14 protein-coding genes are annotated in these 12,620 nt (G+C 45.3%); 2 read left to right on the forward strand and 12 right to left on the reverse strand.

What is annotated here, in order from left to right; genetic code table 11:
* Positions 1-65: 65 nt before the first annotated feature.
* Both M1E03_RS13650 and M1E03_RS13655 read right to left on the reverse strand, forming a co-directional pair.
* Positions 66-1,886 (reverse strand): ABC transporter ATP-binding protein, encoded by a 1,821-nt coding sequence (locus M1E03_RS13650; protein WP_458110472.1) that lies wholly within the window; start codon positions 1,884-1,886, stop codon positions 66-68.
* Between the two features lie 12 nt (positions 1,887-1,898).
* Positions 1,899-3,656 carry an ABC transporter ATP-binding protein gene (locus tag M1E03_RS13655; protein ID WP_411202479.1) on the reverse strand — a complete coding sequence of 586 codons (1,758 nt, stop codon included), beginning with the start codon at positions 3,654-3,656 and terminating at the stop codon, positions 1,899-1,901.
* Between the two features lie 266 nt (positions 3,657-3,922).
* On the opposite strand from M1E03_RS13655, the gene M1E03_RS13660 reads away from it, so the two are divergent.
* Positions 3,923-4,300 carry a Rok-like winged helix domain-containing protein gene (locus tag M1E03_RS13660; RefSeq protein WP_020451217.1) on the forward strand — a complete coding sequence of 126 codons (378 nt, stop codon included), beginning with the start codon at positions 3,923-3,925 and terminating at the stop codon, positions 4,298-4,300.
* Between the two features lie 30 nt (positions 4,301-4,330).
* Here M1E03_RS13660 and moaD read toward each other — a convergent pair whose 3' ends face one another.
* From moaD to mobA, 6 genes are all read right to left on the reverse strand, one after another.
* A complete protein-coding gene (gene moaD / locus M1E03_RS13665; RefSeq protein WP_023857283.1) occupies positions 4,331-4,564 on the reverse strand; it encodes a molybdopterin converting factor subunit 1 in 234 nt (77 codons plus the stop codon).
* Entirely contained in the window at positions 4,561-5,055 is a 495-nt protein-coding gene (locus M1E03_RS13670) for a molybdenum cofactor biosynthesis protein MoaE (RefSeq protein WP_020451215.1), read from the reverse strand. Before M1E03_RS13670 ends, moaD begins: the two co-directional genes overlap by 4 nt.
* Entirely contained in the window at positions 5,034-5,561 is a 528-nt protein-coding gene (mobB, locus tag M1E03_RS13675; protein WP_020451214.1) for a molybdopterin-guanine dinucleotide biosynthesis protein B, read from the reverse strand. Before mobB ends, M1E03_RS13670 begins: the two co-directional genes overlap by 22 nt.
* Complete coding sequence (locus M1E03_RS13680) at positions 5,528-6,820, reverse strand: molybdopterin molybdotransferase MoeA (protein ID WP_020451213.1); 1,293 nt, start codon at positions 6,818-6,820, stop codon at positions 5,528-5,530. The genes mobB and M1E03_RS13680 overlap by 34 nt, the downstream gene beginning before the upstream one ends.
* 18 nt (positions 6,821-6,838) lie before the next feature.
* Complete coding sequence (locus M1E03_RS13685) at positions 6,839-7,852, reverse strand: molybdopterin-synthase adenylyltransferase MoeB (protein ID WP_026579783.1); 1,014 nt, start codon at positions 7,850-7,852, stop codon at positions 6,839-6,841.
* 105 nt (positions 7,853-7,957) lie between these two features.
* Positions 7,958-8,545 carry a molybdenum cofactor guanylyltransferase gene (gene mobA, locus M1E03_RS13690; protein WP_026579784.1) on the reverse strand — a complete coding sequence of 196 codons (588 nt, stop codon included), beginning with the start codon at positions 8,543-8,545 and terminating at the stop codon, positions 7,958-7,960.
* Positions 8,546-8,697: 152 nt separating this feature from the next.
* Here mobA and M1E03_RS13695 point away from each other — a divergent pair, with 152 nt between their 5' ends.
* Positions 8,698-9,654 carry a sporulation protein gene (locus M1E03_RS13695; protein ID WP_458110473.1) on the forward strand — a complete coding sequence of 319 codons (957 nt, stop codon included), beginning with the start codon at positions 8,698-8,700 and terminating at the stop codon, positions 9,652-9,654.
* A 144-nt stretch (positions 9,655-9,798) separates the two neighbouring features.
* Here M1E03_RS13695 and rok read toward each other — a convergent pair whose 3' ends face one another.
* The 4 genes from rok to M1E03_RS13715 form a co-directional block, all read right to left on the reverse strand.
* Complete coding sequence (gene rok / locus M1E03_RS13700; protein ID WP_020451209.1) at positions 9,799-10,386, reverse strand: transcriptional regulator Rok; 588 nt, start codon at positions 10,384-10,386, stop codon at positions 9,799-9,801.
* Between the two features lie 546 nt (positions 10,387-10,932).
* Complete coding sequence (locus M1E03_RS13705; protein WP_020451208.1) at positions 10,933-11,391, reverse strand: redoxin domain-containing protein; 459 nt, start codon at positions 11,389-11,391, stop codon at positions 10,933-10,935.
* An 89-nt stretch (positions 11,392-11,480) separates the two neighbouring features.
* Positions 11,481-12,023, reverse strand: a complete 543-nt coding sequence (ahpA, locus tag M1E03_RS13710) for a biofilm-specific peroxidase AhpA (protein ID WP_020451207.1) — start codon at positions 12,021-12,023, stop codon at positions 11,481-11,483.
* Between the two features lie 296 nt (positions 12,024-12,319).
* Positions 12,320-12,565: a YkuS family protein gene (locus M1E03_RS13715; protein ID WP_003181323.1), complete on the reverse strand. Its 246-nt coding sequence runs from the start codon at positions 12,563-12,565 to the stop codon at positions 12,320-12,322.
* Positions 12,566-12,620: the final 55 nt, after the last annotated feature.

The raw sequence follows: 12,620 nt of genomic DNA on the forward strand, positions 1-12,620 counted from the left end.
CCTCTGTTTTCTCAAAAAAACGCCCCGGCCGCATTTCAGAATATGCGGCCGCGGACGGTTTCAGTTTAGTTTCGCTGAAACATTTGATACTGCGCTTTCACCAGCTCATAATACATTCCACGTTTTTCGATTAATTCCTGGTGATTTCCTTCCTCTATTTTCCGGCCGTGGTCAAGAACCAGGATTTTATCCGCATCCCTTATCGTTGAAAGCCTGTGAGCGATCATAATAGCCGTTCTGCCATGGAGCAGGGTTTTCAATGCAGCCTGAATCTTGACTTCCGTTTCTGTGTCAATACTTGCGGTTGCTTCATCAAGGATCAGAATGCGAGGGTCTGCCAGGAGCGCCCTCGCGAATGAAATGAGCTGCCGCTCACCTGCCGATAATACATTGCCGCGTTCTTCCACTTCTGTGGCGTATCCATTCGGAAGCGCTGAAATAAACGAATCGGCCCCGACAGCTTTTGCTGCTTCGATCACTTCTTCATCGGCGGCATTCGGACGGCCAAAACGAATATTTTCCATAATCGTTCCGGAAAAAATAAACGTATCCTGCAGCACGATGCTGATTTGCGAACGAAGATCGGAAAGCGAGATATCGGTAATCGGTATTCCGTCCACTTTGACAGTCCCGCCTGTTGCATCGTAAAACCTGCTGATCAGATTCGCGATCGTCGTCTTCCCTGATCCTGTATGTCCGACAAGCGCGAGCGATGTTCCCGCCGGCACCTCAAATGAAATGCTGTGCAGCGCCTTGCGATTCCCGTCATAAGAAAATTCCACCTGTTCAAATTCGATCCGGCCTTTTAATTCTTTAATTTTGACCGCATCTTCCTTGTCTGCGACACTCGGTTTTTCATCCAGAAATTCAAATATCCTCTCTGACGAAGCCATCCCCATCAACAGCTGGTTGTAGACTTGGCCGAGCCTTGAAATCGGCTCCCAGAACATTCCGAGATAGAAGGCGAATGAGACAAATACACCGATCGTAATCGTTTCATTGATGATTAAGCTTGTGCCGTACCAGATTAAAATGGCCGTCCCGACGGCGTTTGTCATTTCTACAAGCGGGCGGAATGTCGCATTTTTTTTCGTCGCTTCCTGCCAGGCTTCAAAGTTCTCGCTGTTGACGCCTTCAAAATACATCATATTCTCTTTTTCCTGCGTAAATGCCTGAGTGACCCGGATGCCTTGAATGCTTTCATTCAAATGGGAATTCAGTTTGGACTGCTTTAAGCGCACCTTTTGCCAGGATCGTCGGATTTTCCTTCTGAGATTGGTTGAAATGAAGAACATAACAGGCAGCGTCACCATGATGGCGATGGTCAGCTCAGGACTGAGCGAAAACAGAATGACGATAATACCGAAGAGGAGCAGGATATCCATCAATAAATTGATGACTCCGCTCGTAAATAATTCCTGCAGAGAATTGATGTCATTCATGATCCGGACAAGGATAGAACCTGCCGAACGCTCATCGAAAAAGCGATGCGACAGCCGCTGAACATGCGTAAATAAATGCTGTCTGAGATCATAAATGACATGCTGGCCAAGCTTGTTCATCCAGCGGATTCTCAACACATTGCTAACATAATTGACAAGATATAATCCACTGATGACGGAGATCAGAATCGCAAGAAGATTCATATCCCGGCCTGCGATTGCTTTGTCGAGCGCATAGACGCCGATCAAAATCGGCACCGTCAGCCGGATCGCCGCCGAGATCATGACCGTTAAAAAGGAGAGCGGCAGCAGATTTTTTCGGTAAGGCTTTAAATATTTGAGCAGCCTCCACATCTGCGCCCAGTTAAAAGGCTTTTCAATGATTTGGTCTGAAGTATAAAAAAACCGGTTCATCAATGTTTGTTTTTTCGCCTGATTTTCCATAGCAAGAGCCTCCTATCCTGCAAAATGCGGCTCATTCAACACATTTTGATCTTTATACTGCAAATCAAAAATCCGTTTGTATAAACCGTTTTCTTCCAATAATTGTTCGTGTGTTCCCCTTTCCTTAACAACACCTTTATCGAGCACAAGAATTTCGTCGGCATGCTTTAAGGATGAGATTCTGTGAGCGATGATGAACGTCGTCCGATCCCGCATCACTTCCCGCAATGCAAGCTGAATACGGTGCTCCGTTTCCATGTCAACGGCACTCGTCGAATCATCGAGGATGAGAATGCCCGGGTTCAGACAAATCGCCCTCGCAATCGCGATTCGCTGTTTTTGGCCACCGGACAGTCCGAGCCCCCTCTCGCCGAGCATCGTATCGTATTGGTTCGGAAGCTCCATGATAAAATCGTGCGCCTGAGCTCTTTTCGCGCTTTCGATGATCTCTTCCATTGATGCATCAGGATTTCCATAAGATATGTTTGATCTGATCGTTGATGAAAATAAAAACGATTCCTGCGGGACGACGCCGATATTGGAGCGCAGCATTTTTAATGAGTAGTGTTCAAGCGGCTTGCCGTCGATCATGATCCGGCCGGATGTCGGCTCATAAAAGCGGCTCAGCAGTTGAATGATACTGCTCTTTCCTGACCCCGTCGCACCGATTAACCCAATCGTTTTGCCGCGCTCGGCTTGAAAAGACACTCCATGCAGTGCTTCAGCGTTTTCTTTTGTATATTGAAGGGAAACATCGCTGAATACGACATCGCCGTTCAGTCTGCCGTTTTTCACCGCATGTCCGCTGTCGGTGATTTCCTCTTTGACATCAAGAATTTCCAGCAGCCGCTCTCCTGATGCTTTCGCTTGTGAAAACAGGTTGATGACATAACCGAGGTTCATGATCGGCCACATCAAGTAATTGACAAGACTGAAAAAAGCGACAAGCTCCCCCGGTTTTAAGCTGTTTTGCATCACGAGCCAGCCGCCGAACGACAACAGGGCAACGAGGCAAATATTGCCGATAAACTCCATCAGCGGAAAGAATTTAGACATGATAAACGAAGCGTTTAAGTTTTTATTTCGAAAATGGTCATTTGAATGAGTAAAGTTTTGAATCTCAAAATCTTCTTTTGATAAAGATTTAACGGTATTCATGCCGCTGATATTTTCCTGAACTTTCGTATTTAAACGGGCGAAAGATTTTCTTATGTTCCGAAAAGCCGGATGCACTTTTTTATCAAACCTGTAGACAACCGCTCCTAAAAACGGCAGAGAAGCAATCGTTACCAGAGTCAGCGGCACAGAATAAGAAAACATGACAGACAGACTGAAGGTGACAAGCAGGATAAAGCGAATCGCCTCAGCAAAACCGAAAGATAAAAAGAATCTGATGCCTTCGACGTCAGCCGTAAGCCTCGACATTAAATCTCCCGTTTTAGCGCTGTCATAATACTTGAACGGCAGACGCTGCAACTTCGCATACAGCTCTTTTCTTAACCGGTAGACCGAGCGGATTCCGAACATATCTCCAAGATACTGATGAAAAAAAGTAGCTGCGCCCTTCGCCGCCATGACAGCGATGAACCCGAGGCTGATCCATATGACCAAACCGTACCTTCCGCCGAGAATCACTTCATCAATTGTCATTTGCAGAATAATCGGGTAAACAACAGTGATCGCCGTCATCAGAAGCATCGACACAAGCGACCACAAGAACATTCTTTTATAAGGCCAATAAAAATCTTTTAGTTTTTTAAGGGACTCCATTTGCACCAGCACCTTTCCAATTCATGTAAAACAAGGACACATCATCTAATATATCGGTTTGCGAAATAAAATTCCACCGATTTTACAAAATTCAGACTTATTATGGAGTTTTCCTCCTTCTTCCGCTTGAAATAAATCCTTTTTAAAATGTGACAGTCAATAAAAAATAGTTTCTTGTTGGCAAAGGAAATTTTTTGATGAATGAAGGAAGATGATGTAAAATAATAGAAAATGTTATCAAATTATGAATGACGGAGTTGATTGCAATGGCGAAAAGAGAGGCTTTAAAAAAACAGCTTCTCCTCTTAGGTGAATTGGAACAAAAAATCTGGAAGGACTTCCGGAAAGAACGCGAAGGGATTTACGCAAGGTTAGGAGAACTTGACAGACAAATCCAGCGACATAGACGTTCCACTAAAGAGTATTATGCAGCACATTGCGTAGACATTATTAAACAGCAAAAAGGAAAAATTGTAACGACAAAAGAACTGAAAATGAAACTGAAAGAAAGAACCAATTTTAACGTTCACCGTATTAGTGAGCTTTATGACTTGATTCAAAAATTAGAACCAAACATTTCGAAAGAACGGCGCGGCTGTTTTATTTATCTGGAAAACGGTTCGAAAAAAAACGTCGGTCGGTAACAGGCTCTATGCCTGAACCGACCGACGTTCTCAACCTCCGCTGACCGGGGGAATAAGAGCAACCGTATCTCCAGACTTAACCTCACTGTTTCCTCTTCTGTACACTTCGTTGACAGCGATCATCGCTCGGTCCGTCCCCTGAAGATTGTAAGTTTCTTTTAAAAACTGTCTGATGTCGTCTGTTGTCGTTTTTTCTTCATCTATATCAACGCTCTGCGCACCCGCTTGTTCGGCAAGCTGGGCAAACAGTAAAATTTTAATCAAAGGTCAGCACCTCTTTTTCTGTCGGAAGCCGCTGCTTCCAAATCTGGTTTCCCTTCCGGGTATTCAGTTGTCTCAAGCTGGTCGCCGATCCAAGTCTCGCCGTCCTCCCAATGTTCTTTTTTCCAAATCGGCACAATTTGCTTTATCCTTTCGATCGCATATTCGTTCGCTTCATATGCCGCTTTCCGGTGAGGTGACGACACCGCGATCACCACGGCCGCGTCGGAGATGTCCAGCCTGCCGATGCGATGGGTAATCGCTGCAGCTGTACCAGGCCATTTTTCATTGATTTCTTTCCCGATCTGAGCAAGCATGCTGACCGCCATTGGAACATATGCTTCATATTCGAGATAGAGTGTCTTTTTTCCATTTGTCCATTCTCTCACTGTTCCAATAAACGTCGTGATGGCACCGGCTTCCCTTTTTTCAACTTTTTTGACGATATCTTCGATGACAATCGGCTCTTTTGTTATAACAAATCGTTCAGACAAACGCCTTCCTCCTTTAGATGATTCAGAATAAAAGCCACGGCGCTCGGGTCTTCAATATGAAAGGATGGAACATCCGTTTTCGGCTCGCTCTTTTGATAAATGACGGCGATGATGCCGTCCAATTCCTCCAAGAGCTGACAGTCCGCTTCGTTTCTGACCATGACAACTTTTTGATATGGCGCATGTTTAAATCCTTCGATGAGAAGACACTGAACCGCTAAAACTCCATAAGCGGCAATCAGTTGATCAAGCGTCCACTCGCCGCGCGCCCTCAGCTGAAAAACGCCTGCTCCTTCGACGCCGGACGCAGCCGCTCCAGCCCGAAAAAAGCGGTCGGAATCCTTTCCCTCGGCGAAAACATCCGGTTCTCCTCCATGTCCGTGGTGTTTCAGGCAGCCAATCTTGACTCCGAGCTGACCGAGCTTTTCCGCTAGTTTTTCAACGAACGTCGTTTTGCCGCTGTTTTGGTACCCTACGATCTGGAGGATTGGAAAATGTGCGGCCACAGCTCTTCACTTCCGTTCTCATCCCGGTATAACAGAACATGCACTCTTGCCCCGGCCTCATAGCCTCTCGTTCCGCCCGGCAAAACCATCAGCGCATTGGCATCTGCCAGCGACGTGACGGCGCTTGATTTATCCAGGCCGACAGGCTCCGCATGAAGCGCCCCGTCTTTAATGGATACAAACGAGCGGACAAATCTTGTAAACGGATTAGGCTTTGGAAAATCCTTGCTTAAAACCGCTTCTGCACATAAAGAATACGGCTTTTGATGATGCAGCCAGGTGTGGAGGGACGGCTTGACAAACAGCTCAAATCCAACGAAGCAGGCTGACGGGTTCCCGGAGAGCCCAAACAGCAATTTGCCGTTTAATTGAGCAACAGTCGTTACACTTCCCGGACGCATGGCCACTTTATTAAACAGGACCTCGGCCCCGAGCTTTTCGTAAATTGCCGGCAGAAAATCAAAGTCCCCTACGGACACCCCTCCGGTCGTAATCAGAAAATCCACCTTGTCCAAAGCTTTTTCCACCGCTGCAAAGCTTTCGTCAAATCGATCAGAAATCTTCCCTAAATAAAGGGGGGTTCCGCCTGCTTCTTCAACCTGGGCGGCCACCATGCCTGCATTGCTGTTGCGGATTTTTCCGGGAACGAGGGGATCGCTGACATTCAGGAGCTCCGTTCCGGTGGCAATGATGCCTACCACAGGCTTTTTGACTGCAGGTACCGCTGCATATCCGAATGTTGCAAGCAAAGCGACGACACCCGGTGTGATCCGGGTTCCTTTCTTCACAAGCACTGATCCTTTTCTCGCATCTTCTCCGGTTTTTGAAATATTTTCTCCCGGCTCCAATGAGCGTTTTAACACCATATAGTTTTTACCGTCTTCTGAGTAGGTTTTCGTCAGCTCAAGCATGACTACCGCATCAGCGCCCTCCGGAATCTGCGCTCCGGTCATAATTCTGACAGCTTGAAAAGGACCGAGCGTTTTACCTGACACGGCTCCGGCTCCAATGTGATCAACCACCTCGAATTGCAGCGGATTTTCCCGTGAAGCACCGGCGGTATCGCAAGCTCGGACAGCAAAGCCGTCGTACGGCGAACGGTCAAAAGCGGGCACGTCGTGATCAGCCTTTACATCTTCGGCTAAAAATCTATGGAGACTCTCCTCAAGGTGGATCCACTCTGTATCTCCCTGCTTCCAGTGCCGAGAGACACGCGCAGCGGCTTCAAAAACTGGAATGGGCGTTCTTTTTTCAATCATTAAAAAAACCTCCTGTTGTTACATTCCGATGACTCTCGCCAATATGGAGTTGGCTTCTTTTATATCATTTGTGCCGTGAACAAGGGCTCTTCCATCGTTAAATATGACGATTCTGAATGTCTCGTATTGTACATGCAGCAAATAATCATTCGCATCCACTTTTCCGATGCCCGAAAGTTTTTTCATGAGTTCCTCTTTAGGCAGCCGTTTTAACATATCGCTGCGAATTTGGACGGTCTCTCTTCCGCACAGAACGTCGGCTTTTTTTTGGCTCATGTTGCTGAGGAAAGGAAAAACCGGCGTTTCTCCGCACGAAGGACATGTCTCATTGCGGCCGATCTCCATTCGGAAGTGGGTGTTCGCCCATAAATCAAACGTGACAAAAGCGGTTTCAAGCGCATCTTGGTTGTCCGTTAAGATTTTTAGAATTTCAGCTTGCTGATAAGCCGACACCATTTGAACGGCCGGCGAAATAATCCCCGACGTGTCGCATGTAGCCCCGCCAATCGGAACATCTTCAAACAGGCAGGCAAGGCACGGCGTTTTTTTAGGAATAATCGTCATATACATGCCCTGACTGCTGACACAAGCGCCATAAACCCACGGAGTGCCCGTCTCTTGGGCAAGGTCATTGATGATCATGCGGGTCTCAAAGTTATCCGTTGCATCGATGACAGCATCCGCTTCTTTGATCAGCGGTCTGAGTGTTTCCACGGTGCCGTCGGCAACATATGTACGAAGCTCAACATCGCGATTGATCTGGGAAAGACGTTCTTTTGCGGCTGCCGCTTTCGGAAGCCTTTCCTCAGCGTCTTTCTCTGTATAGAGCTGCTGCCTTTGCAGGTTGCTCCATTCCACATAATCGCGGTCTATAATAGACAGTGTACCGATGCCTGCGCGCACAAGCCCCTCGGCAGCCGACGTGCCGAGCGCCCCGGCTCCGACGATCAAAACATGGCTCTGCCTGATTCTGTCCTGACCCGCCTGTCCGATGTTTTGATATCTGATTTGTCTTGAATACCGTTCATGCATCAGGATGATCCCCTTTACTTCTTTTTCTATATCATATCATTTTTCCGTCCGCTGTTTTTTGAAAAACACTTTCCGAAAAACCCTTGCAATCTATAATAAAATATTTCATCCCGGAAAGAACGGTTCTATTTTATCTAAATCCGACTTTTTATTGACATTTATAAATTCCCACGGCTCTGCCCCGACCCTATCAGCTTCAATATACTTGACGCGGATGCGGTCGAGGAAACTGCTGATCTTCAGCTCGTTCTGCTGAAGCTGTTCGAGGAGGACGGATTTCACCCTTCTGCTGTAGACAGCAACAAGCGGCTGCGCCCTTCCGTCTGCGACCGGCACGACGGCGTCATCCGCCGGGGTCATCTGCCGTTTTAAAGCCGATATGGTCTCCTGCCGGACAAGCGGGGTATCACAGGCCGAAAAAATATAGCATTCCCCTTCCGCCCGAACCATGGCTGTGTACATACCTGCAAGCGGCCCTCTCCCACTGAACGGTTCGATATCTTCCAGCACCGCTTTTTCCCCGAGTTCTTTAAACCGCTCCGTCAGCCCCGGACGGCTCAATATCAGGACATCGCCTCCCAGCGCACGTTTGCACCATTGATAAAGCGGCTTGCCTTGCCAGCGGGCAAACGCTTTCGGTTCCCCAAAACGGCGTGAAAGGCCCCCCGATAATATGACATGTATTTCTTTCATGCAGCTCAACCTTCCTTCGCGTGTTTCTGCCTGCGAACATCATAGCAAAATTTTAGAAATCCGAACAAGTCTGTAAAATCTCTTTTTCAAAAGGCATGCCGTGTTTCATTTATGCATATTGTAGTTGTAACATTAATAGGGGGCTGGTCACCATGAAAAAAACAACGGGTTCGCTGCCTTATTTTCATGATTTATCACAGGAAAACCTTTTTTTAAAAGCGGAGCTGGCAAGGTCACATCAATTGATCCACGAGCTTGAAGCAAGCTATTTTCATCAAAAAAATCATAAGCTCAGCCAGGAAAACGCAGCGCTGAAGCAGCAGCTTCAGCAGCTGTCAATCGAACTGGAGCGGATTTCGGCAAACAAGGAAGACGAGTCGGCCGAAACGCTCAACCGGATAAAAAGCGAACTGCTGGGTAAAATCGTTGTTCTTCAGGAGCTCCTTCAAAAAGAAACCTATGCAAGAAAACAAGAGATAGAAGAAAAGCACCGCCTTCATTTAACAAATGTAAAAGCCGAAGAAGAGAAAAAAAGCTTACATAGCCAAATAGAATATGAAAAGCTTCATGCGGAAAAAGAAAAAACGCTGAGGGAAAAAAAGGAGCATGAGCTCGAAAACGCTGCACACGAAAATGCCCGCCTGAAAGACGAACTTCATGCTAAAGGTCTTCAGCTCAAACAAATCGAAACAGATGTTGCGGTATTAAAAGAGCGGGTGACAGAAACGAAAAACCGCCTTTTGGAGTCTGAAAAAACAAAAGAAGCGCTGTTTTACGAAACGATTTTATCCTATAAAAGGCAGCTCGATGAAAGTGATAAGTGGATCGCTTCTCATTTTGCCGATATTGATACATCTCAGCAGACGGAGAAGGCGCTTGAACAAAACGAAGAGCTTTTTGAACGGTCAGAGCAGATCGAGGCGGTACTTCAAACAGTTACGGAGCAAGTCGATCAGCTCCAACAGCAATTGAGCGTCATCAAACAAAATGACATGAAAATGGATCAGAAAATAACTGAATGGAAAAAGCAGACGAAAGAAGAAACAACCCCGCAAAAATGGGTCTATCAAATTAAACGCAAAGACAAAGAAACAAAACCTTTAAATTGAATACCACTTTAAGGAATAATTTGGATTTTATAAAAAACCGCTTGAGTCGATTGTCTCAAGCAGTTGATTAGGGCGGCGGCGTATATAGCGGCCGCCTTGGTGTTCCTCAAAATGGAAACGCTATCTGGAAAAGCAAGGGTTTGACTATTGCTGCTCTGTCTCGGTAGAAATCTCACCCTCTAATATATATTGACCGCGGTATGGTTTTTTGACTTCCGGGTACATTTTAATCAGGCTTTGCATAAAGGTTGTCATATTAGGGATCTCAAGTCCGCTCTCTTTTTCGATTTCTTTTTGAAGTTCGGAGCTTTTGATGGCCGCATTATGGCGTTTTAATGTTTTAATCGCCGCTTCACGCAGTTTTGCAGCTTTTGAGCCTGGACGTGCTGTACCCCTTCTGCGCCTTGTCGTTCCATCTGGAATTCCGGCAGGCAGTGAGGAGGTTTGCGGAGAAGTCTGCTGCTGGTTCTTTTGAGATGCTTGCGGCTGCTGCTGTTGTTGCTGATAGCTCTTCATCTCCTGCGCAGCTAATTCAGCTAAAACAGGGAGAGATTCCGTTTTACGCTCCGGGCGAAAATCTTTTTTTGTATCATTAAAGCTGGATGGACGATCCAATTCACGCAGCTTTGCATATATATTATCCCGCTCAATTTGATACTCCCTAATCACCTTAACCTCAGCCTCATTCAGCTGCTCCAATCTTAAACGCAATGCTTCCCTCTCGTTAAACATACCGTTTATACCCTCCTATCAGAATAAATAAACCTTCCAATAAAAATATTAGATTACCAAACTAATTTTATCAACTATTTTTTCGTTTTTCTACTGTTGCTTTCCGTTAAGAAAATAGAACTAAATTTCCGGAAAACTTGAAGCCTGAGGAGTTTTCGAAGCATTTCGGCCTACTCTAAACCCATTGTCGAAAAATGGTAAATAATGAAGGAACATAGAAAATTACTTTTCAACGAAACATAATTTAGGAATAGACTCTACTGTTTAATCGTGATGGAAAGTGTGAAATATCAATGATTAATCCGGCTTATAAATCCAGAATATTCAAAATTGCCAGATTTCACTTGTCGAATTCGCAGTTTGTTGTGTACAGGGAAAGTCAGAAATACTCCTGAAACAAAAACAGGACATAAGACTCATCAAGTAAAATAAACAGTGTCTAATGATCCATTTGTCGAAAGAGGCGGATAGAGGAAATTTTTTTGCTTTTTTTGCAATGAGGAGCCGAATAAACAAAAAACCCCATGAAAACGGGGCTTTTCATCTTTATTCAGCAGACTGTTCTGTTTCGGCAAGAACACGGTTTACACGTTTTTCGAGCATTTTCATCCCGCTTCCTCCAGCTTGAAAATGGCGAAGCTGGCCTGTTTTATCAAAAACGTAATAAGCCGGAACATATTCGTTTTCGAAAGCGTCAGTCAGCTTATGGTCGCTGTCAACAAAAACAGGCTGAGTAATATCATGTTCAGCGGCAACCTCTTTGATTTTATTCAAGTCTAAATCGTCTTCTGAACGCGGCATATGCACGGCCACCACGTTTAGTTTATCGCTGTAGCGGTCGCGGAACTCATTGACTTGCGGCATCGCCTCTTTGCACAAGTGGCAGCTGATCGACCAAAAATGAATTAATGTCGGCTTTTCTCCGATAAGCTGCTCTTTTGTCACTTCTCCGTTTAACCACTCTTTTGCGCCGGTCAGTTCCGGCATCGGCTGGCGTAATTTCATGATTTTTCCTCCATTGTCATTTTTGTCGATTAAAAAGGTCTAACAAATGTTAGACCTTTCCAATCTGATTTCTAATTTGAGAATAAAAATTAAAGAGTTGCTTGACCCGGTTTCCAGTTTGCAGGGCAAAGACCGCCTGTTTGCAGCGCTTGAAGCACGCGCAATGTTTCGTCTACATCACGGCCGATGTTGTTATGGAACACTGTTTGATATTGAAGTTCGCCTTCCGGATTAATGATGAACAATCCGCGAAGCGCCACACCTTCTTCTTCAATCAGTACGCCGTATTCACGGGATACTTCATGGTTTGTGTCGGCAGCAAGCGGGTATTTCAGCTGGCCGAGACCATTTTCTTTGCGGTCCGTGTTAATCCATGCCAAGTGAGTGTGGATGGTGTCAGTTGAAACGCCGATTACTTCTGCATCAAGGTCTTCAAACTCGTCATAGCGGTCAGACATTGCTGTAATTTCTGTCGGGCACACGAAAGTAAAGTCCATAGGATAGAAGAATAGAACCGTCCACTTATCATTTTTCATGTTTTCTTCAAGGCTTACTTTTCCAAATTCTTTGTTTGCAAGAACCGCTTCCATTTCAAAGCGCGGCGCTTGTTTACCTACCATGCGTTCTGCCATTTTATGTATCCCTCCAATTGTGATTTTTGGGTTTTGCTACCCATATCAAAATGAGAATTTAAATATTAAATTCTCATTTAGTTAATAACATCACATACATAATTCATTATAATACTTACCATATTTTTAGTCAATATTAATTGATAATAAATTTAATTTAGCGGTTGTTCTTTTTTTAAGCCTTTAAAAAAAGTGTAACATGCCTCCGGATGATGAAACAACCGTTTAACACCCGACAGCCGTTTTTTTTGGAAAAACAAGTTAAAACCGAAGCTGGAACTTCGGTTTTATGTTTATTACTGAAGTTTTTGCTCAACCTGCTGACAGATTTCATCGGCAGTTAAACCAGTCGCCTGAATGACAGATGCTCCGGTCATCGTATCTGAAATCCCGAGCATGTCAGTGTCCAGACCAGTGACAACACAGCAGTCGCAGCCTTTTGCATCGTCTTCGGTTTTCATCGTTACAACCTCATACCCTTTTTCCTTCAAAGCAGCCTCGACATCAGAAAGAGATTGTTCGATTCCGATTTTTTTCGACATGAAGAAACACCTCCACCAATTAAGATGCCACGTTTGCTGATTTTTTATACCAGCC

It is taken from the genome of Bacillus sp. PK6-013, assembly GCF_054161445.1.

Excerpts from the sequence above, each read along its gene's own strand:
- ahpA (WP_020451207.1), bottom strand. The coding sequence starts at position 12,023 with ATGGCAGAACGCATGGTAGGTAAACAAGCGCCGCGCTTTGAAATGGAA.
- M1E03_RS13695 (WP_458110473.1), top strand. The coding sequence starts at position 8,698 with ATGAAAAAAACAACGGGTTCGCTGCCTTATTTTCATGATTTATCACAG.
- mobA (WP_026579784.1), bottom strand. The coding sequence starts at position 8,545 with ATGAAAGAAATACATGTCATATTATCGGGGGGCCTTTCACGCCGTTTT.
- M1E03_RS13715 (WP_003181323.1), bottom strand. The coding sequence starts at position 12,565 with ATGTCGAAAAAAATCGGAATCGAACAATCTCTTTCTGATGTCGAGGCT.
- M1E03_RS13655 (WP_411202479.1), bottom strand. The coding sequence starts at position 3,656 with ATGGAGTCCCTTAAAAAACTAAAAGATTTTTATTGGCCTTATAAAAGA.
- M1E03_RS13650 (WP_458110472.1), bottom strand. The coding sequence starts at position 1,886 with ATGGAAAATCAGGCGAAAAAACAAACATTGATGAACCGGTTTTTTTAT.
- rok (WP_020451209.1), bottom strand. The coding sequence starts at position 10,386 with ATGTTTAACGAGAGGGAAGCATTGCGTTTAAGATTGGAGCAGCTGAAT.
- M1E03_RS13705 (WP_020451208.1), bottom strand. The coding sequence starts at position 11,391 with ATGAAATTACGCCAGCCGATGCCGGAACTGACCGGCGCAAAAGAGTGG.
- M1E03_RS13660 (WP_020451217.1), top strand. The coding sequence starts at position 3,923 with ATGGCGAAAAGAGAGGCTTTAAAAAAACAGCTTCTCCTCTTAGGTGAA.
- M1E03_RS13680 (WP_020451213.1), bottom strand. The coding sequence starts at position 6,820 with ATGATTGAAAAAAGAACGCCCATTCCAGTTTTTGAAGCCGCTGCGCGT.
- M1E03_RS13685 (WP_026579783.1), bottom strand. The coding sequence starts at position 7,852 with ATGCATGAACGGTATTCAAGACAAATCAGATATCAAAACATCGGACAG.